The sequence below is a fragment of the Jutongia hominis genome (genome assembly GCF_014384965.1).
Lineage (GTDB): Bacteria > Bacillota > Clostridia > Lachnospirales > Lachnospiraceae > Butyribacter > Butyribacter hominis.
Genome location: NZ_JACRSW010000009.1, coordinates 104648 through 126941, shown reverse-complemented (window position 1 = coordinate 126941; position 22294 = coordinate 104648). Strand labels below are relative to the sequence as shown.

Below are 22294 nucleotides of genomic sequence, written 5' to 3'. Positions count from 1 at the left end.
AGAAATCCATCGTATTTTATTTCACTTTTTTATTACATCCTCTAATTTCCATTTGTATTAATCTACTTTGCATCAAAGATCTCCACTTTTGTAATAGAGGCTAACGGAGCTGTTGTACTGATCTCCAAATATGGATTTTCTTCCAGATCACTTGGATACAATGCGATACATTTACCGATCACACCGGTAAAGTTTGTAAGATCAGCCCCACCATCTACTTTTGTCGTATAACCAATCTGTAATGTATCTGCCTTCTGACTCGTTTTATCAGTGCCAAAAGTAAACCGGATCACCGGATTGGTAAGTTTTGACCAGTCATATGTCAAGAACATCTGCCAATATGCAGAGTTGGTCTCTACTGTAATGTCACCTTCTGTAGCTGTTGTCTCAAATGCGCCCTTCTTACCGTCTGTTCTGGTCCATGTACCTTCCCATGAAGCAACTTTTGTCAATGTTGATTCATCTTCAATGACTTTTGCACTAACCGGTCCGGTTTCTTTCATGTTATCTTTGATCTCACCATTTGCGCCGGTCACATCATTGTATACTTTAGCAACATCTTTGAATTTGAATAATCCACTCTTTCTGTTATACCAAACACCGGTATCCCAGAGAACAGGAGTAAATCCAAGCTGTTTTCCATAAGTTGCTACTTCCTTGAAGAAGTTTGTAACACCTTCCTTGGCTGAACTGCATACACCATATTCACCAATGATCACGCCATATCCTTCTTTTGTAAAGACTGACATTTTGTCAAAGTCTGTATGTAATGCAGCAACCTGCTCATCCGTTCCCCAGTCTGCATCATAACCCCAGCTGTTCTTAGGATCTTCTGCGATACAATATGTACTTGGTGAATAATAATGAATCGATACGCTTAACTTATCTTTACCATTTCCATCAATGTCTGTAGGCATTTTAAAACGGCTGTCTACTGTCTTATCAATATCTGTGTTATATCCTGCGATCAAAAGCTGTCTCTTAACATTGTTTCCGCCTGTAGCTCGTACAATGTCAACAAATTTCTGATTGATCTTGTTTGTCACTTCATAGCATTCGTCTTCTGTCAGAACGCCGGTTCCAAGACTTCCTGTCTGCTGCTTCTTCCAGTCATCATTTAAACGGTCTCCCAGTTCCTCGTTTGCAGATTCAAATACAAGATGTTCTGAATATTCTGCATAACGGTTTGCGATCTGTGTCCAGAATGCTTCAAAACGATCCCATGCCTGCTGTCTGACTGCCTCATCTTTGTCGCCGAACTGTCCCCACCAGTCACTATCGTAGTGGATGTTAAGAATGACATACATGTCGTTTTTGAATGCATAGTTCATAACGGTTTCTACACGGTTAAAATATGCATCATTGATCGTGTATTTCCCATCGTCTGACATCATGTTTGACCATGCTACCGGAATACGCACCGAATTGATACCATAGCTGTGGATTCCATCCATCGTTGTCTGTGTAGTAGGTACTTTCTGCCAGAATGTTTCAAAATCTTCCGGTGTAAAACCCTGTGTCTCTTTTGCACTTCCACAGGCTTCTAATGTATTTCCCAGATTCCAGCCCTGTCCCATCTTCTTCATCAACTCTGTTGCCGTAAGATTTGCATCCATCTTACCGGAATCATACATGGCAATGCCGTTCTTTGAAGTCGGCTGTGCCGGTGTCTGACTCGGTGCTGCCGTTGCTGCCGGCGCCGGACTTGCTGTAGCTGCAGGTGTTTTACTTACTGCGGGTTCTTTTGTCGCTGCGGCTTTCTTTGCCGTAACTTTTACAGTAAATTTTAACTTCTTGTTTGCAAACTTCTTTGCACCTTTTGCTTTGTAATTTACTTTTGCCGTAATTGTAGTCTTTCCTGCTTTGACCGCTTTGACTACACCTTTTTTGCTGACGGTTGCGATCTTTTTGTTCTTAGAAGTCCATATGATCTTCTTTACTTTTTTAATGTTCTTCTTTGTGATCTTGAGTGTTGTTTTCTTTCCCTGCCGGATGCTTACCGTTTTCTTAGCCTGTTTTAAGACTGCTTTTCCTGCTGCATCGGCCTTTGCACCATCGATCATTGACACGCCTGTTGAAGTCAGGATCATTGCCGCCGATAACAATGCTGCAAAGAATTTCTTTGTACTGTTTTTTCTCATACGTTATTCCTCCTATCCAATATGGTTTTATGCATAATAACACAAAAATCCATTGAAAACAATGGATTTTTGTGCACATTTATATTTCTGTTCACAGCATTACACTTTCAAAACTTTTCTTTCTGCTTTATAAAAACAACAATCTGTTAAATCATGTCAAAAAACTAGTACAGATACATTCTTTACAAGCCTGTTCTTTGCAGTTTTTTAGAAAAATATTTTTTCAGCTTTTATTACGTTGCCGCAACAAAGACTTTTTTACCCTGTCCTTTGTTCTTAAAAAGCTTGCGGTATGGTTTGAATTTCTTTGTCGGCACCGAAATCTTACACTTACTTACTCCGGTCAGTGCCTTCTTGCCAACTGATTTTAAGATCAAAGAACGTACGATAATTGCTGAAAGTTTGGTACAGTTCTTAAATGCTGAGTTACCGATCACACTGACCGCACAGTTTACGATAACGGATTTTAAGTTAGAGCAGTTTTCCAATGCATTATTACCGATCGCAATCTTCATATTCAATGCTGCATAAGAAGAAACTTCTTCCTCTGTTATGATGAGATTTCCAGTTTTTGCAGCTTCTAATGTCTCCTGCACATCAGCCATTTTTTCTACAGATGTAGTTGTCAATGCATCAGACGGTACAAGCATTCCTCCTGCTTTTTTCGCAGCCTTTTTCTTCTTTCCGACTGTAAACTTTTTGAGTTTCTTACAGTTCTTAAAGGCTTTCTTTCCGATTGTCTTTACAGAATCAGGAAGAGATACCTGCTGTAAATCGGTACAATTTTCAAAGCTTTGTGCTCCAAGCTGCTGTAAATTTGACGAATAGTTGACTTTCTTAAGCTTTTTACAGTTTCTGAAAGCTTTCTTTCCGATCTGTTTTACATTTTTACCTAATGTAACATTTTTGATCGAAGTATTCTTCTCAAATGCACCTTCCGCGATCGTTGTAACTTTCAGTTTCTTTCCCTGCGATATGATCGTGTCAGGGATCGTAACATTTGCTTTCTTAGTATTCATTCCTTTGAATGTTACACTATTCTGATCGTTGACTGTAAAATTCATATTGTTTTGTTTGATCGTAGCACCCTTTGTAAGTGTTGTATTCGTATTCTGCGAATTGTTCTGTGTATTGTCTGTAGTATTATTAACATTAGAAACGTCCGGTGTCTGTGCCGGTGCTGTGGTAACTGTCGGACGAAGCGTTGCTACTGCCGCTGTCGGATGTGGCGGTACCGGTTCTGCTGTTTTGACAGGAGCAGGTTCCGATGTCTGTACCGGTTCTGCTGTCGGATTATCTGTAACAACTCTTTTTTCTTTTTTTACCAATATAACGCAATCTTCTTCTATTGTAACAGATGTGACCGGAGCACCAGCCTCCCATGTACCATCCTCCTTTTGTACACCGGAATAATATGTGTAGATTTCTGTTTCCGTTGATTGCTTTGGCATTTCTAATGTACTATGTAAATTTGCATAAACCGGATCTTTACTGTACTCCTCATCTGATTCTTGTAAATACGGAATAAAGCGAATACGGCATACCGTGTCTGTCAGACTGTTGTTTCCGCTTCGTACCGCATCCGGATAATCCTGCTTACCGATTTTTTGTACCCATGATATATTTTCGCCCTGCTGATGGGACAATTCCCACGCCACCTGACCGCTCTTGTATTGCGCTTTCGTGCGCCCCTCTGTAGTATCCTCCGCATCGTCTGCCAAATAATATGAGCGTTCTACTGTCTGATCTGCACCGATCAATTGTGTTTTTCCCTCTAAAATTCCTGAATCACTTGTAATTTCTGCAGCATTATAACAGTCTATTACCGGAGTCACTGCTTCTACACTACTATCGTATTCCCGATCCCCCGATATATCATAATTACGATTACCGACAATACCCGCTGTGTTGCCAAGTGCAGTTACTTTCCCGGCATTACCGCTATAGCTTACCTGTAATGCTTCTATTCCACTCTGGTATTCAAAAAATCCAAATGATCCAACGATTCCACCAAATGACACACCGTTTGACTTTAATGGGATCACATCCGATGCAGCTGCCGTTGCCGACATATTTTTATAGCTATTATCTGCGTTCCCATTATAAGAAACATCTCCATAATTCATACAATAAGAGACATTGCCAATCGTTCCGCCGGCAATACCGCCACAGATTTCTATTCCTGTAATGTCCCCTTCATTCTCTGATGCGATAATACCGGCTGTACTCTTTCCGGCAATGCCGCCGATACAGACAGCCGGTGCATACGCATCATAAGCAGACGTACCGTCAAACCAGGTGGTTCCTTGCTTATGTGCTGTCTCAATCTTATCCCAGATTTCCTCTGACCATTCCAGTCCACTGACAGCTGATGTATTCTTACATCCTCTGATTGTCACACCATCTGTCAGTCCTGCTATTCCGCCAACATTGATCGTTCCGCTAACAAGTGCATTATTTGTGCAAGAGATAATCTCACCACCATCAAACATCACACCGACAATACCGCCAACATCTTTAAGTCCTTCACAATTGATATTGCCACTTTCATTCGTACAATTGCGGATTGTTACATTTCCTCCTGCTTCTCCAACAATTCCGCCAAAAGCACCTGATACTACTTCATAATCTCTGACCTTACCGCCTTCCACATTATAAAAACAGTCTGTTGTGTCCGGTTTAAATAAGTCAGATGATACTTGCAGACTTCCATCCAAAATATGACAATTCTCAATCAAAGCAGTTTCATCTGTTCCATAAGACGTTACTTTTCCGGCAAGAAAACCACAGCCTTCACTCCATACACTCAACTTACCTGTAATCTTTGGGTTTTTCAGGCTGACATTTTTAATCTCACCGCCTGTTCCTACTTTGCTAAACAGACCTTTATCTACCAAACTTGTTTCCGTGTCGATCGTCATATTAGAAATGATATATCCCTGTTCGCTTCCACCGTCAAATTTTCCGCAAAAACCATTATACGCTCCTGCACCGATGCCACTCCATTCTGTAATACCATATTCTTTTAACTCTGACAGATCAATATTTCCCGTTACTTTAAAATAACAATCCATATAACTGCTTCCGCTGTCACTGTCAGCCACATTGTTTTCATTGGTGACTGCGTTCTTTCCCACATAATACAAATTGTATAACTGAACTGCATTTGCAATCTCTAATGGATTCTGTTCTGAACCAAGTTTCGCTGAGGCATCGCAATCTGCCGGTTCATTAGCAAAATACGGATAGGTTCCTATTTTCTGGGATGTATCTGTCTGCGCTATATCCTGGGCAGATGCTTTTGTTGTCACACCTGCTGTTGTAAACAGATCATCTACAAAGGACAATCCCTGCAACGGTGCAACAAGCATCGCTGCTGTTACTACAACAGAAAGAAAACGGTTCCACTTCTTTTTTTTCATAATCATATCCTCCTATCTTTTTGATAAAACATCTTTATTTTATATGTGAACTACCCATTGTCTAAAGCCAGTGGGATTGCGGTAGCCCTATTTCAACAGATCATATTACTGCTGTCATATCATTGTCCATAAAGCAAAAAATACTTCTGTGTAAGCATGCCTTGTACAAATTTATAAAAAACGAAAAAGAATGCATACAAGCGTAAATCCTGCCTATATACATTCTTTCTATCCTTATGGTTAAAGGTGTCAAAAGACCTGCATATCTGATATTTATCGCCTTAACCTCAAATGATGTCTCTTATAATCTTTAAAATGTGAATTTGTCTTCAAAGTATTTGTCAAGATCTTCAATCTTAATACGCTCCTGCTCCATACTGTCACGGTCGCGGACAGTTACAGCACCATCTTCTACGGAATCAAAGTCGTATGTGATGCAGTATGGTGTACCGATCTCATCCTGACGGCGGTATCTCTTACCGATATTACCACGCTCATCAAATTCACAATTATATTTCTTGCAAAGGTTTGTATAAATCTCTGTAGCCTGTTCTGATAACTTCTTTGATAACGGAAGCACCGCAATCTTAACCGGTGCGATCGCAGGATGAAAATGCATAACGGTTCTGACATCTCCTTCTCCGATCTCTTCTTCATCATATGCCTGGCAAAGGAATGCAAGTGTAACACGGTCTGCACCAAGTGATGGTTCAATAACATATGGAATGTATTTTTCATTCTTTGTATCATCAAAGTATGTCAGATCTGCTTTTGATACGTTCTGGTGCTGTGTCAGATCATAGTCTGTACGATCTGCGATTCCCCAAAGTTCGCCCCATCCGAATGGGAACAGGAATTCAATATCTGATGTTGCTTTACTATAGAAAGAAAGCTCTTCTTTTTCATGATCACGGACACGCATATCTTCCGGCTTAATGCCAAGGGACTGTAACCAATTGATACAATAGTTCTTCCAGTAGTCAAACCACTCTAAATCTGTATCCGGTTCACAGAAGAATTCCAGTTCCATCTGCTCGAATTCACGGATTCGGAAAATGAAGTTACCCGGTGTGATCTCATTACGGAATGATTTACCGATCTGACCAATACCAAACGGGATCTTCTTGCGTGATGTACGTGCTACATTTTTGAAGTTTACGAAAATACCCTGTGCTGTCTCTGGACGAAGATATACCGTACTCTTTGCATCTTCCGTAACACCCTGGAATGTCTTAAACATCAGGTTGAACTCACGGATATCGGTAAAATTCTTCTTACCACAGCTTGGGCACACAATATCATGCTCATCGATGTATTTCTTCATTTCTTCTTTTGACCATGCATCTACGCTGCCTTCGATCTTGATGTCATGTTCTTCCATGTAATCCTCGATCACTTTATCTGCGCGGAAACGTTCATGACAATCTTTACAATCCATCAAAGGATCGGAAAAGCTGCCAAGATGTCCTGATGCTACCCATGTCTGCGGGTTCATAAGAATCGCACTATCAATACCTACGTTGTATGGATTTTCACGAACAAATTTCTGCCACCATGCCTGCTTAATGTTGTTCTTTAATTCTACGCCAAGATTTCCGTAATCCCATGAGTTTGCCAGCCCTCCGTAGATTTCTGAGCCAGGGTATACAAAACCTCTCGCTTTTGCAAGAGCTACGATCTTGTCCATTGTCTTTTCCATAATAAATCTTCCTCCACTTTTTGTCTTATCAGCACATCATCTTCTTATCAATGCAGCATTCAGATGTTGTGTCATTTTTACTTTACTTTTTAAGATACCATTAAAATCCTAAGATTGCAAGTATGGTACGGATCAGCGATGCTTTTTGTATCTGTTATGGAATCCGTTATGCCCATGTCACGGTATCATCAATCGGAAGGCGGCTTGCGTGCAGGATGCATGGCTTTCCTTTTTCATCGGGATAGCCAAGTGGCAATAATAACACCGGATGTTCAGTGACAGGGATTGCAAACATCTCACGTACCTTGTCGGCATCCATCATTCCTACGATCGTAGAACCAATGCCTAATTCTGTCGCTTTGAGTGCCATGTGTTCTGCCACGATACCGATATCGATCAAGCCGAATTTGTACCAGTCATCGCCTTTCATCGCAGAATCTTTTGTATCTTCTTCGATCGAAAGTATAATGATCGTGGACGCTTTGAAATGACATGGTGTACAATCCCTGAGCTTTTGAATGCCTTCTTTCGATGTTACGACTTTCAAACGCTGTCTTTGTAAGTTGCATGCGGTCGGACTGAGTCGTGCAACTTCAAGGATCTGGTCAAGCTTTTCTTTTTCTACTTTTCTTTCACTCATCGAACGGGCTGAATATCTGGCTTTGACTAAATCCGTGAAATTTTCGATCTCCTGTGTGTTTTTCTTTTTATAAATCTTATCTGTTAATTTCATCTTTGTTCCTCTTTTCTGATTCTTATTGTCAGGGTGAATGTCATGCATTCATTATACTCCTTTTAGGCTTCCTGTGGTACATTGCAAGATTTGTCCTATCCCTTTTTGGGATTGCTGTAATACGTTTTTAAGGCTTGCTGCGATGCTTTTTTACTTACTGTAATGCCTTTAAGTTTTGTGCTTTACTGTTATTTTGGGCAACCATTAAATGTAGTGTCATTATTTTTTCTTCTTGATTTTAGTCAGGATGCAGTTTGTCTTTTATGATCTTTCCGCTGTCGTTTTTAGGAAGCTGCTTTCTGACATAAATACAGCGTGGAATTTCATAAGATGCAAGCACTTTTTTCAATTCATTATGCCATTTTTGACGATATCGTTCAAGGAAATCTTCCTTTGCTTCGACATACACTTCCAGAATTGTTTCCGAATGATGTGTCCTGACTTTAACCGCAGCTTCTTTGACTTCATCAATCTGTAAAAATGCATTTTCTACTTTGAGTGCTGAGATCTTGCGTCCTCGGATATTTAAAATATCGTCTTTTCTGCCTGTAAAATAAAAGTTTCCTTCTGTGTCGCAATATCCGGTATCATGCAGTGTATATGGTGTGGTAATCCCCTCTACGTGATAAGCCGTATCAATATAAAATTCATCTTTTTTCAATTCTACCGTAACACCCGGAAAGGCTTTACCGATCAGATTTCTTTTCTCATTCATCTGCTGTCCGGTCACATAAGTAATATAATTTAATTCGCTTGCACCGTAATACAAAATGATCTCGGTATTCGGATAGATCATTTTTAATGCTTTTGCATCTTCTATGCCTAAACTTTGCGAGCCGGATAAGATCATTCGTATCTCTTTGTACGGTTCTTTTTGGACTTTAGGCAACAGCATTAATTTCGACGGGATCAGATAGATCGCATTGGCATGGTATTTCTCAATAGCCTGCTGCCAGCTTTTAGGCCAGAATGCTTCCAGTGCGATCACGGTACCGCCTGCATAGAATTGTGCAAGATATAAGTTTAAGTTGCCGGTAAAAGCAAGACTTCCCTGCGTAAAAAGCCGGCTGTCTTTTGTCACTTGAAAGATATCATTTTGCACACCAAAAAAGCCTGCCCAGCTTTCGTAGGTACGAAAATAGATCTTCGGAATTCCAGTTGTTCCCGAAGTCATAACCGCCATGCAGACTTTTGTAGTGTCTGTTTTTTTATCTATTTTTTCCAGCTCGTTTTGTGCAAGCTGCCACACCTCTTCTTTTGTGATCTTACAATCATTTGGCATGATCAAAGGAATGATGCCGACAGCATTACAAGCCAGAAAATCAATTAACTGCTCTAAAATATGCTCTTTCCTGATAATATGGATCTTAGAAGTTTCCTTTGATAACAGAACTTTTGCTCTTTTGGATGCAAGCAGTTGTAAATCTTCATATGTATAACTTTTGTCATTGAGTACAAGTGCCTCTTTTTCTTCCGGTTGTTCACATATCATCTTATAGTATTGCATGGTTTGTTCTCTTTTCTTTTTTCTGTTCCTTTGTTCCTTTTGCATCTTTCTGTTGTTCTTTCGCAATTTTAGAATTTTTTTGCTTTTCTGTTTTTATTTTTGTCACTTTTTCGTTTTTTGTCGTTACCTGGAAACTTTTCTGCTTTTGCAATTTCTTTTTGTTTTTCATTCTTATCTTACCGGGCATCGTTCATACGCTGTACTAATAACGCTGTGCCGACTCCGCCTGCTGCCGCAATGCTGCAAATGCCATATTTGCCATTTCTGTTTTGCAATGCCTTTAATAAATGAAGTAAGATCATACCGCCTGACGCTCCATAGGGATGTCCGTATGCCAATGCACCGCCAAAAATATTATAATCTTTAACCTGCTTTGGAAAATGTCTTTCAAATAAAACATCGATTACGGAAAAAGCTTCGTTACATTCCCATGCGGCAATCTGTTCCGGACAGATATCTGCTTTTGCAAGTAATCTTTCGATCGCTGTGATCGCCGTCAATGGGCTTTTCATCGGATCTCCCGCACTTTCTGCAACCTGTACAAAAAATGCTTGTGCCTGCTTTCCTGTCCGTGCCTGATATATCTGATGAAATTTTTCAGAACACAAAATCACAAAAGCCGCTCCATCATGTGTCAGACAGGCGTTGCCTGCCGTGATCAAACTGCCTTCCTTTAACACCGGTGGCAGCCTTTTTAACAGACGTTCACTCATTCTGTCACGGATTCCTTCATCTTTAGGGAGATCACCTGTAACAGATACAATGCAATCTTCTAATACGTGATCTTCTCTGGCTTTGACTGCTCTTTTGTGGCTTAGCAATGCCCATGCATCCATTTCTTCTCTTGTGACCTTCTCTGTGACCGCTGTATGTTCTGCACCTTCTAACATCACCTGTTCATGATGGTATTCGGGTACAAATTTTGCAACACGATACCAGTTGTCTTTCCCACCATATTTTTCATAATCAGGATGGTTGGGATGATAACTTCGTCTTGGTGCGGTAGAACTGCTTTCAAATCCTCCAGCGATCACTACGTCTGCCTGTCCGCTCCGGATCTTTGCAGCTGCAAGTGCTATGCTTTCTAAACCGGAACCACACTGCACATCTACTGTCACTGCCGGTATGTCTTTTCCGATCTCTGACTCTAAAAGCATTAATCTTGTCAGGTTTCCGCCTGCTCCTACTGCATTTCCGGCTATGACAAGATCGATCTTTTCCGGTTCGATGCTGTACTTTTCTAATAATTGCTTAAATACAGCCGCACCGAGTTTTTCTGCCGGAATATTACAGTATTTCCCATTTTCAATTCCTATATCACTTCTAATCCCACCTAAAATATATGCTTTTTCCACAATCTGTCTTCCTTTTTCTGTATTATCATCTGATTATTTTTAGAATCATTTTACTTTGCATATCCAAAGGATCCGCCGGTCTGCTTTACCACACAGAGCAAACGCATCTGACCGGTAAATCGTGCACTTTTCTTTACAAGATAATATACCTTTCCATGTCATTTCGATCGCAAACCCCTTCTTTTCGCCGGAAATTTGCTGCTCTTCGTTGCACTGCTCTCTGTTTCCTTCTTCTGGCTCTTTTTCTTTATCCTGACAGGAATGATCCATTAATACTCTTGCAATCTTGTTCTCTTTTAGCAGATCTGTAACGTGCAACTCAAAAAGAAGCTTTTGTAAGATCAAAAATCCCGGAACAATTGCATTTTCTCCTTCGTGAATCGGATTATAGTCTTTGGTCTGTTCTAAATAGTCTTTGATCTGACTGTTTGTAAAAGAAATTGTCTGCTTTTTTTCATCCACTTTATAAACCGTGGCTATATCTTGTTGTGACAGACTTTTTCTATGTTCCGTCTCTGCATACGCCGGTTGTTTTCGTTTGTCCGGCTGGTCAGACCCACACGCTTTTGGCTGTCTTGTAACATGGTTAGAAAAATTTTCCTTAGGTTTGACCAAAAGAACCGTAATTTCATGTCGATAACCGTCATCTGTTCCCGACAGAGTAATCGTTGCAAATGCTTTTTTCTTCTTCTCCTGTATCTGCCAGTTGATCTGTGCCGGTTTTTCGGTCGTTTCCATCTCTTGTTCCTCTGTTTGATATTTCTTTTCTGCCCGAACTATGTTTGGCTGCTGTTTTGCTTCTTTGCCGGAAAGAGCGGTTACATGCCAGTTCATCTGTGCAAGCAGCCAGCCTTCATATCCTTTTAGCTTAGAAAAGCTCCGAAGCATATTCCAATATTCTTCTTTCCTAATCATTCCACAATCTTGGTTCATATCCTAAACTTTTTATGGTCTCCATATCTTCTTTGCTTGTGACTCCTGCTGTGGTCAATAGTGTACCTGTGATCGTTGCATTGGATCCCGCTGTAAAACAAGTCATTCCATAATGTTCCATCAATCCTCGTCCACCTGCCAGACGGATAGAAGCTTTAGGCAGGATAAAACGATATACCGCAACGATACGACGCATATCATCCTCTGTCAGACATTTCTGCTCGCCAAGCGGAGTACCTTTGATCGGACTTAACATATTAACCGGCACAGAAGTGATTCCCAATTCACGTAATGTCATTGCCATATCCACACGGTCTTCATCGCTTTCTCCGATTCCCATCAAACCACCGCTGCAAACGGAAAGTCCGACTTTTTGTGCCGCTTTGATCGTTTTGATCTTCTCATCATAAGTATGCGTGCTGCACATTTTTTCAAAATAACTTCTTGAACTTTCTAAGTTATTATGTACTCTGGTCACTCCTGCTTCTTTTAACTTAATAAAATCTTTTTCTTCTAACAATCCAAAGGATGCACAAAGCTCGATCGGCACTTCTTTGTGTACTTCGCTCAGACTTTGACAGACACGGTCAATCTCTTCTTCACTGAGACGTTTACCTGAAGTAACGACTGCAAAACGAAGTGCGCCCTCTTTTGCATTCTTTTTTGCACCTTCCATGATCGTATCGGTAGATACCAATGGATAACATTCCTGCCCTGTCTGGTAACAGCCTGCCTGTGCACAGAACTTACAATCTTCTGAACAATGACCGCTTTTTCCGTTGATAATGCTACAAATATCAAATCCGTTACCACAATATTTCTTGCGGATCTCATCTGCGGCTTTGCTGATCTCTTCTAAATCTGCGTTCAGCAAAAAAAGGGCTTCTTCTTTTGTGATATCTTCCCCTGCAAAAACTTTTTCTTTTAATTCCTGTACTGTCATTTTTCTTTTATCCTCTTTCTTTTTTTATTGCTATTTTTATATTTTTGTTGTAATGCTTTTGCCACACCTTTTTCATGCTTTTTAGATTGCAATGCTTTCATTATAACTTTTCATGTTTTTGGATGACAATGCTTTCGTTGCATCTTTTCATGTTCTTTTGGTTGCAATACTTTTATCTTTGGCATTCTTTTCGGTGTAATATTCTGTTTACATTGCTTTTTTTCATTTTCTTTTCAATGCTGTTCTTTCTTTAATTATTATAGAGAGGCTGTTGCTTATTGTCAACCTGATTATTTTATGGTTGACAACCAATCTATCTTCTTGTATACTCACTTTTGTTCTGAAATGTGAGGTTGCAATCTACATTTCAAAACGGGGTTTGAGTTTTTTATACAATAGCAACTGGCGTTTTATGTGCTTGTCATAAAACGTCCACAAATGGAGGATTATTATGGAAAAAAATATGGTTTCCGAAAAAAGTTTTACATCAAAGGCTCTTGTGATCAAGGCGCTTTTTGCAGCAGTATTATGTGTATCTGCTTACATTAGTATTCCGCTTCCAACCGGTGCGCATATTACATTTTTGAATTTTATCGTACTTTTGATCGCGCTTGTCTTCCCATGGCAGGATTCATTAGTCATTACTCTTTTATGGCTTGTTCTTGGTGCGATCGGTGTTCCGGTCTTTATCGGAGGCAATGCCGGTATCGGTTATCTTTTAAGCGGATGGGGCGGATACAGCTTTTCTTTTATCATCGTTGCTGTACTTCTTCCATTGCTTCGCGGTAAGAAATACAACCGTCTGTTTTATACGATCTTATCGCTTGCCGGAGCCGTTGTAATTGACATTATCGGAGCTGCATGGCTGATGGCAGTTACGCATATTTCGATCAAGCAGGCATTTATGATGGGATTTTTACCTTTTATTCCTTTGGATGCTTTAAAAGCAATCGTTGTTGCACAGATCGTACCTCAGTTCCAAAAGCTGATCACATTCAGTTCAGAATCATAGGATAATAACTGCTACTGTACAAGCAGTTTCTTATTCCACAAAAAAAGACAATGCATTAAGTGGTGCAGACCATTTATTCATGCATTGTCTTTTTTGTGCTATCTGTTTACCGAAATGTCTTTACGGTCTTTTATCTCTTTTTAACTCAAATTATATTTCCCTTTTCTTTGTATCTTCTTTTATTCCCATACTTCGTAAACAGTATATGGTGCAAGATAGGTATACCCAAGGTCCTTTGCAACCCGAACCGATGTCATGTTACGGGCATCCCAGTTTGGATACAGTCCTCTTTGCAAACATTCTAAGATCAGTTTCGCTCCCGATGCATGGGCAAGCCCTTTCTTTCTATAGTCCTGCCTTGTGATGATCTCAATTTCAATACCTTCCCGGTAGCTTGTATAACTCGAAGCACCTGCAACAATCTCATCTTCATCACAGATCACGACACCGATTCCTCTTTGCATAAAATCATTTGCATCTTTATAGTTACAGCAAAAATCATGTGACCATTCTTCCTGCATCAAAGCAGCAACATCTTCTTTTTCGATCAAGCGGATCTCGTAATTCTTTGCAATTTTTGTAACATATTGCTCTAGCCTGTCACGATCAAAAATGTCTCCTTCTTTCTTTAATGCATATCGTTCGATGCGTTTGTATTTTCCTGCAAATTCTTTTTCGATCCATGCAAACCATTCGGTGCGGTCCGCTACTAATGTCTGCGGATGCTGTTTCGTGCCATCCATGCCGCAATGTAATATTTCTATATCAGGCTGTCCTGCCAGGAACGCAAAGTCGGATACAACAATCTTACCCGATGTCGGATTTCTTTTCTGATCTACCCATGCCCTTCCAAAATAATTTTGAATACAGGATTGTATCAAACTGTCCTGTAAGCTGCTAAAAAGCATTTTTAAACATTCTTTTTCATCTTCTTTTAATTCTGTCATTTGCAAATCCTTCCTAAACAATAAAACTTTTTTCTCTTTTATTATATATCCCATTCCATACAAAGCACAACCGGTGTATATCACTCCGGCATAAATGATCACACCGCTCTTTTTTCTCCATTCAGATATAACATAAATGGTATAATTTTTTTATTTTAAGCTTTACAAAGAACATATGTTCTGTTATAATTACCTTAGTTTTCATCTTTCCTCTAAAAGCGCGTTTATACAAGGCATGACTGATGAAAGACGAGAAACAGAAACGAGGTTTATTATGAACGATTATGTTTACGAATTTACAAGGAAAAGAAAACGTCATATGCTTTTTCGCAGATGTTTTTACGGAAGCCTGATCCTCATAGCATTGCTATTGGCAGTTGGCATTTTACAATACAGCCATCACCATGATTATCCGTTTGTTGCTGCTGTTTTTGGTATTTGGATATTGCTTACCTTATACTTTTGCTATAAAATCTATCTGACACGTATGTATCATGGCGGATTTCAAAAAGGATATCTGAAGGTGGGCGAGCTGGATGATCTGGATGGGCTTGCTTTCGAAGAGCTTGCCTGTGAGATCCTGCTTGCAAACGGATTTGATTCCGTTGAGAACACAAAAGCTTCCGGTGACTTTGGCGTAGATATTCTTGCATCAAAGGAAGGAATGACTTATGCAGTACAGTGCAAATGTTATCACGATAAAGTAGGTCTTGAAGCAGTACAGGAAGTCTATGCAGGACGTGATTATTATGAATGTCATGTCGCTGTTGTATTGACGAATCAGGCTTTTACACCTGCTGCCATAAAGCTTGCCGATAAGATCGGCGTTGTGTTATGGGATCGCAATACATTACGTGATCTTTTATAACCAGGAGGATCATTCCATGTATGAGATAAAGATTTCTGTTCGAAATCTTGTGGAATTTATTATGCGTTCCGGTGATCTTTCTGTATCGTCTACCGGTCTGAAAGATGCAAATGCGATGCAGGAAGGAACACGTATCCACAAAAAATTACAAAGAAAAGCCGGTGCCGGTTATCATGCTGAAGTAGCATTATCTCATACATCCGAAGTCACTTATGATGGCCTGACATTCCAGATCACGGTTGAAGGTCGTGCCGATGGCATTTATTCCGATGAACTTGGCTGGAATATCGATGAGATCAAAGGCATTTATCGTGATATCCATACTCTTTCCGAAGCGATTCCGGTTCATCGCGCCCAGGCACTCTGTTATGGACTGATCTATGCTTTACAAAATACATTAGATGGCATTGGCATCCGCATTACCTACTGTCATATTCCGACAGAAGAAGTCCGTTATTTTCATGAATTTATATCTTTCGCTGAGTTACAAAACTGGTACGATACGCTGCTAGCATCTTATGCAAAATGGGCTTCCTGGCAGATCAGATGGCAGGAAGAACGTAATAATAATATCAAATCCTTAGAATTTCCTTTTTCTTACCGTGACGGGCAAAACACTTTAGTAAAAGGTGTTTACCAGAGTATATTGCGAAAGAAAAGATTATATATCGAGGCACCTACCGGAGTAGGAAAAACTATTTCAACCATCTTTCCGGCTGTCAAATCTCTAGGAGAAAATGTCAGTGAAAAGATCTTTTATCTGACAGCAAAAACGATCACAAGAACCGTTGCCGAAGATACTCTCTTTTTACTACAGGAGAAAAAAGTTCCGTTAAAATCGGTCACCTTAACCGCCAAAGAAAAGATCTGTTTCTTAGAAAAGCCTGCCTGTAATCCGGCTCAATGCGATTATGCAAAAGGGCATTTTGACCGTGTCAATGACGCTGTCTTTGACTTATTGACACATGAAACGATCATGACAAGAGAGACCATTCTTGAATATGCGAAAAAACATATGGTCTGCCCTTTTGAAATGGCACTTGATACTGCAACATGGTGTGATTTTATCATTGGCGATTATAATTATGCTTTTGATCCGACGGCCTCTCTGAAAAGATTTTTCTCTGTTGATAAAGAAAATAACTTTGTCTTTTTGATCGATGAGGCACATAATCTGGTCAGCCGTGCACGTGATATGTATTCTGCAAGTCTGACCAAAGAGGACTTTCTTGCCATGAAAAAATTGGTCAAAGTCCGCTCCAGACGGGTTGCCAATGCATTAGACGGATGCAACCGTGCTCTTTTAGAATTAAAAAGAAGCTGCGACGAGTTAGAAAAATTTGATTTCTTAGAAACAGAAAGCCTCGTTCTAAAACTCATGCGGCTTTCTACTATTATGGAGGAATTTTTTCAGGAACAGGAACATCCACACCCTTCCTTTCCCACTACACCTTTACCGCCTTCCGATAAAGAGCAGCTATTAAATTTCTATTTTGAAATACGTTCTTTTCAAAATATATACGAACTGGTGGATGAACATTATATCATTTATGGCGATTATACTTCCGATGGACACTTCGTTTTACATTTACAATGTATGGATCCATCTGCGAATTTGGATCTCTATTTAAAGAAAGGTCGTTGCAGTGTCTTTTTTTCTGCTACGTTTCTACCGATCCACTACTATCGCGAACAGTTAGCCGGACGAGAAGATGATTATGCGATTTATGCACCATCTCCTTTCTCACCTGACAAAAGATTGCTAATGATAGGAAAAGACGTCTCGACCAAGTACAATCTGCGTACACTCGCAATGTATCAAAAGATTGCAACGTATGTCCGTAACTTTATCAGTGCAAAAAAGGGAAATTATCTGGTCTTTTTCCCATCTTACCGAATGATGCAGGAAGTGGAACAGGAATTAGAACTTGCACCTTTTGAAACACCGATACAGCTTTTTTCACAGAAAATGTCAATGAAAGAACAGGAACGTGAAAGCTTCTTAGAACATTTTCAGGAAAACCCGGCACAGACAACAGTTGGACTTTGTGTTATGGGTGGTGTCTTCGGAGAGGGGATCGACCTGAAAAGCAGTCGTCTGATCGGTGCTGTCGTTGTAGGGACAGGTCTGCCTATGGTATGTACGGAAAACGAACTTTTCCGCGAATACTTTGACAAAGAAAAAGGCACAGGTTTTTCCTATGCCTATCAATATCCCGGTATGAATAAAGTCTTACAGGCTGCCGGTCGTGTCATCCGGACCACAGACGATATCGGTGCGATCCTTCTGTTAGACGAGCGCTTTTTACAAAACTCTTACCAACAGCTTTTCCCACGCGAATGGTTTCCGCATCATGTTGTCACAATCGATTCGATGAAAGAAACATTAGAACAATTCTGGTTGGAAAATACATAATTCATATATAATAAATCCATGCATTTCATGTTTGTCGCACTTCGTGCTTAATGATTTTGTCGTTTATGAATTACTATATTCTACCCAGACTTCTACACACTTTCCTTGTTCATAAAACGCTCCCATGTTTCTCTGTCATCTTTAGCTTTGATCGTATACGTGTAGGTTCTTTCTTCGGTATCAATATAAAAAATATAATTGCCATTCTCAACAGTCAGATCATAGATACGGCTGTTTTCGAGTTCCTTATAGATTTCTTTATATCGTTCCTGCGGGATTACTTCATCTTCACAGGAGCTTTTCGGATTGCCATCTGCATCAAATACTTTAAATCCTTCTTTGACTAAAGTTGTTTCCTCTACGCCCATCAGGTCTAGTGTCAATGCATTGGTTCCCATTTCGCGAATATCACGATTACAACTGTTTTGTCCTAAGATCGTTACATAACCGAGTTCAAAAGTAATCTTGTCCCGAATGCCTTTGATCTCAAAAATTTCTGCATCGGCAAAGCGAAAATTCATTACTTCATTTTTTGTTGTATATCCCATAATCATCCTCTTTTCTGTCTGTCATAATCAAAATATCAAAAATTCATATAAATATTATGATAACACAACATCTGCCATTATGACAAAATTATTGTCTTATTAAAAAATCAAAAATAACAATATCCGATTGCAATATAATTGTCTTCTTTCAAAACATTACATTGCAACCGGATAGAACTACTTCAAAAACAAATGATTCGTTCTATTATTGCTCTTTTAAAACGCAGACATCCCAGTCAGTCAGATGAATCGTATCGCCTTTTTGATACTCTTTGCCACTCAGCAGATCTACTGTATGATCATATGGAGAAGTAATCTCACATTCTTCTTCACTATAATGCAATAAATAATGAATCGTATCGTTCTTTGCATTGATGCCGCTGCGAATGATCACAGGCCATTCAAATGCTGGGACGGTCTCTTTTGCTTTGGCATATGCTTTGCGGTAAATCTTTTTTAATATCTCTTTAGATGTAAAACAACCAATATAAAATGCGCAGCCTTTGCCATATGCATTTTCGGTAAGGCCAGCATATCTGCCCCAATATTTATGATCGTAGTTTTCATAAGAACCCGCTGTCGTTACCTGAAGTAATTCTGCAAAATAAGACAATGGTTCTCCGGCAAATTTTGTCTTGCCCGGTTCTGTAAACTGATTATAATGCATACCGAAACATTCTGTCATACCATGTGGCTGTGCATCCGGATATACACTAAGTTCTTCATTGGCAACAAATGACTTAAAAGAACTTACCAATACACCGCCTGCTTTGACAAACTCACGGATCAGAGCAATCTTTTCTTCTGCAATACTATATAAAACCGGAGTTACAAGCATACTGTACTTTACAATATTTCTCTCATTCAAAGCATGGATATCTAAAATATCACATTCCATATTCATCTCATACAGACTATCATACATCCAACGGACAACGTCATTGTAACTTAGATCTTTATCAATCGGGAACCACTTAAATGCGTCAAGAGATCTGTTATCAACGATCAGGGCAACCTTATTTTCTTTTTTAATGCAAAGCGTATCTTGTCCAAGTCTTTCAAATTCACGTCCCATCACTCCTGCTTCTTCGTAAGTCGGATTTGTTGCAAGATCATGACTTAAAATACCCTTCCAATAAGTTTCATATCCGTTATGGATTGAATGCCAGTTCCAATATAAAATACTCTGCGCACCGCTTGCTAAATGACTGTATCCATGTAATCTGAGCTGTCCCGGATATGGTGTCCAATATTTAAAAGCTTGTGCCTGACACTCTAAAACAAAATAATTATCATATTTTAAACTGCGGATCGAATCACCGCCAAAAGCAATCTCTGCTCCTGTCAGTTCATCCTGTGTCGGATGATAAATATCCGTTCCTGCTATCGTAACGGCTTTGGATGCTTCATAGTGATTGATATCCGGCTGTACTCCATAAGAATAACCGTCCTGTGCGATGTCTGCCCCAAACTTCTTCCACTCAAAGTCAAAATTATGTGTAATAAACTGCTCTTTTTTCTTATATTTTGAAACCAGATCCGACTGCCATTGCAGATATTGTGCGGCAAGGCTTCTTTGAAATGCCGCAAACTCGGTTGCCAGTCCACCATTAATACAGCCTAACATATCCGGCAGATCATCCCAGTCATGGATCGAGTTGCTCCAATATGCCAGATAAAAAGCTTTATTCAAAGCTTCTGTTGTATGATATTTTTCTTTTAAATGTTCTTTGAAAAGTTCCTGTACTTCTCTGGAAGCTGTACCATAGTGCTTTGTTTCGTTATCTATCTGAAAACCGATCACAGACGAATGTGCTGCCGTATGCTCTGCCAGTTTACAGATTACTCTTTCAGCATATTTTCGAAAAACAGGATGCATGATATCCATGATCTGACGGTGTCCGTATCTGGCTCGTCCTTCTTTGTTATATACCATCACTTCAGGACATTTCTTTTCGAGCCATGATGGAATCGCATAAGTTGGTGTTCCGATGATCACATTCATCTTTCTCTTTTGTGCTTCCTCTAACACACGATCAATATAAGAAAAATCAAACTCTCCGTCTGTTGGTTCTAATGTACTCCATGTAGATTCCGCAATACGAATTGTATTCATTCCTGCCTGCTGCATCATGTCTAAATCTTCTTTCAAACGGTCGTATGGCATATATTCTAAATAATATGCAGCACCAAATAGAATTTCTTTCATTATAATAGTCCGCCTTTCTGAGTAATTTCTCTGCCTCTTTTAAATTCTTTCTATAAGTACAAGGAAGGATACTGTTTTTACACAATATCCTTCTCTTATTCTTATTAAGATTTCTGTCACAAGATATATCTTACTTATTTTATCCTAATCTGTGTTTTCCGTTCTCAAGATCTTCAACAGCTTTGTCATAGTGCTTGTCAAGATCAAAGAACAGAAGTGCTACAAATGCGATTGCCATTGCAATAGCAGGAATCCATGCAAATGATGCGTTGATCGCTGCTAAAGACGATGATGACTGTACTGCTGCTTTTGCATCAAATCCACCTGCTGCAAGGATCCATCCAAGTGCTGCTGTACCAATGCCTGAACCGACTTTCATACAGAAAGAAGAAGCTGCATTACCCATTCCGGCTGTACCATATCCGTTGTACCACTCGCCATATGTGATCGCATCCTGTAAAAGGCCAAACATGGTAGCGCCTGCACAGGCAAATCCAAGACCTTTGACAACAGACATTGCACAAATGATCGTATAATTTGTTGTAAGACCTGTAATTGCAAAACCTACTACGGAAATACCGGCACCGATCATGAATAAGTTTTTCTTAGATACAAACTTCATGATAAATGGTGTCAGGAACAGTCCTATGATCTGTGTCATAGACAGAAGGTTTGATACGGTTGCATATTTCCCTGCATCATTCATGTTATACTGTGTAAAATAAACTGCTGAACCAAAGAACGTCGACATCATAAAGTACATTGCAAGGATACATACTACAAGAAGCATCCAGTATTTATTTTTTAACAGTCCTGTAAGACCTTTGACAAAAGATACATTTTCTTTCTTATCATCAGATCCTGCATTTTCTACAACACGTTCTTTACAAACAGCAAAGTTAAAGAAATTGATAATTACAAATACTATCATTAAGATAGAAATTGTGGCTGTCCAGCCTTTCTGTGTGTATGGATCTCCACCACCAAATGCTGTTGTCATTTTTAAAACAACGGTATTGATCGTCATAGTACCTGCTGTAGCAAGAAGGTTTCTGAAGTTTCCAAGAAGACCTCTTTCATACTGGTTTGTTGTCATCAAACCGTGCATTGCAGCATAAGGTACGTTGATACCTGTGTAGAATACTGTTGATACTAAGTTATATGTTAAGAACATATAAGCGATCTGTACCGATCCGGCAAAAGAAGAAGGAACGGTAAACATCAGAACCGTACATACTGCCAACGGAATACAAAGTCTTGCGATCCATGGTCTTGCTTTTCCCCATTTGCTATGTGTGTGGTCTACGATATAACCCATGATCAGGTCAGAAACACCATCAAAGAATTTTGAAATAGCAATGATAGAAGCCGCTGCTGCTGCACTTGCTCCCACTACATTTGTATAATATACTAATAAAAATGCGCTGATTGCAGAGTAAACTAAGTTTCCTGCGTAATCTCCCATACCATATGCAAAACGCTCTAAAAAGCTGAGTTTTGCATTCGGATTCATATTTGTCTCTTTCATAAGTACCTCCTTATGTGTGCTTTCGTTCAATTT

The 22294-nt window shown here is 39.6% G+C and carries 15 protein-coding genes; 3 read left to right on the top strand and 12 right to left on the bottom strand.

Annotated features, from left to right (window positions below):
• Positions 1-62: 62 nt before the first annotated feature.
• The 8 genes from H8700_RS02870 to bioB form a co-directional block, all read right to left on the bottom strand.
• On the bottom strand, positions 63-2141 hold the full coding sequence (locus tag H8700_RS02870; RefSeq protein WP_249302942.1) for a cellulase family glycosylhydrolase: 2079 nt from the start codon (positions 2139-2141) through the stop codon (positions 63-65).
• Between the two features lie 233 nt (positions 2142-2374).
• Positions 2375-5563, bottom strand: coding sequence for a leucine-rich repeat domain-containing protein (locus H8700_RS02865; protein WP_249302941.1), 3189 nt, complete (start codon positions 5561-5563; stop codon positions 2375-2377).
• Positions 5564-5873: 310 nt separating this feature from the next.
• Entirely contained in the window at positions 5874-7262 is a 1389-nt protein-coding gene (locus H8700_RS02860; RefSeq protein ID WP_022141774.1) for a glycine--tRNA ligase, read from the bottom strand.
• Between the two features lie 166 nt (positions 7263-7428).
• Positions 7429-7995, bottom strand: coding sequence for a nitroreductase family protein (locus H8700_RS02855; RefSeq protein WP_249302940.1), 567 nt, complete (start codon positions 7993-7995; stop codon positions 7429-7431).
• Between the two features lie 238 nt (positions 7996-8233).
• Positions 8234-9502, bottom strand: a complete 1269-nt coding sequence (locus H8700_RS02850) for an AMP-binding protein (RefSeq protein ID WP_022141776.1) — start codon at positions 9500-9502, stop codon at positions 8234-8236.
• Positions 9503-9678: 176 nt separating this feature from the next.
• A complete protein-coding gene (locus H8700_RS02845) occupies positions 9679-10857 on the bottom strand; it encodes a thiolase family protein (protein WP_249302938.1) in 1179 nt (392 codons plus the stop codon).
• A gap of 45 nt (positions 10858-10902) precedes the next feature.
• Positions 10903-11772: a hypothetical protein gene (locus H8700_RS02840; protein ID WP_249302936.1), complete on the bottom strand. Its 870-nt coding sequence runs from the start codon at positions 11770-11772 to the stop codon at positions 10903-10905.
• Positions 11765-12733 (bottom strand): biotin synthase BioB, encoded by a 969-nt coding sequence (gene bioB, locus H8700_RS02835; RefSeq protein WP_022141779.1) that lies wholly within the window; start codon positions 12731-12733, stop codon positions 11765-11767. The genes H8700_RS02840 and bioB overlap by 8 nt, the downstream gene beginning before the upstream one ends.
• Before the next feature lie 451 nt (positions 12734-13184).
• Between bioB and H8700_RS02830 the strand changes: the two genes are divergently transcribed.
• Positions 13185-13745, top strand: a complete 561-nt coding sequence (locus H8700_RS02830; protein WP_249302934.1) for a biotin transporter BioY — start codon at positions 13185-13187, stop codon at positions 13743-13745.
• Positions 13746-13924: 179 nt separating this feature from the next.
• Here the strand turns inward: H8700_RS02830 and H8700_RS02825 are convergent, their stop codons facing one another.
• Positions 13925-14692, bottom strand: a complete 768-nt coding sequence (locus tag H8700_RS02825; protein ID WP_249302932.1) for a GNAT family N-acetyltransferase — start codon at positions 14690-14692, stop codon at positions 13925-13927.
• A 274-nt stretch (positions 14693-14966) separates the two neighbouring features.
• Here H8700_RS02825 and H8700_RS02820 point away from each other — a divergent pair, with 274 nt between their 5' ends.
• Together H8700_RS02820 and H8700_RS02815 are read left to right on the top strand one after the other, a co-directional pair.
• The gene (locus H8700_RS02820) at positions 14967-15560 is read left to right on the top strand and encodes a restriction endonuclease (protein WP_249302930.1); all 594 of its coding nucleotides are present in this window, start codon (positions 14967-14969) and stop codon (positions 15558-15560) included.
• 16 nt (positions 15561-15576) lie between these two features.
• Positions 15577-17976, top strand: a complete 2400-nt coding sequence (locus tag H8700_RS02815; protein WP_249302928.1) for an ATP-dependent DNA helicase — start codon at positions 15577-15579, stop codon at positions 17974-17976.
• A 92-nt stretch (positions 17977-18068) separates the two neighbouring features.
• On the opposite strand, the gene H8700_RS02810 is transcribed toward H8700_RS02815, so the two are convergent.
• From H8700_RS02810 to H8700_RS02800, 3 genes are all read right to left on the bottom strand, one after another.
• Complete coding sequence (locus H8700_RS02810) at positions 18069-18524, bottom strand: subtilin biosynthesis sensor protein SpaK (RefSeq protein ID WP_249302927.1); 456 nt, start codon at positions 18522-18524, stop codon at positions 18069-18071.
• A 205-nt stretch (positions 18525-18729) separates the two neighbouring features.
• Positions 18730-20733 (bottom strand): beta-galactosidase, encoded by a 2004-nt coding sequence (locus H8700_RS02805; protein WP_249302925.1) that lies wholly within the window; start codon positions 20731-20733, stop codon positions 18730-18732.
• 139 nt (positions 20734-20872) lie between these two features.
• Positions 20873-22261, bottom strand: a complete 1389-nt coding sequence (locus tag H8700_RS02800) for an MFS transporter (protein ID WP_249302923.1) — start codon at positions 22259-22261, stop codon at positions 20873-20875.
• Between the last annotated feature and the right edge of the window lie 33 nt (positions 22262-22294).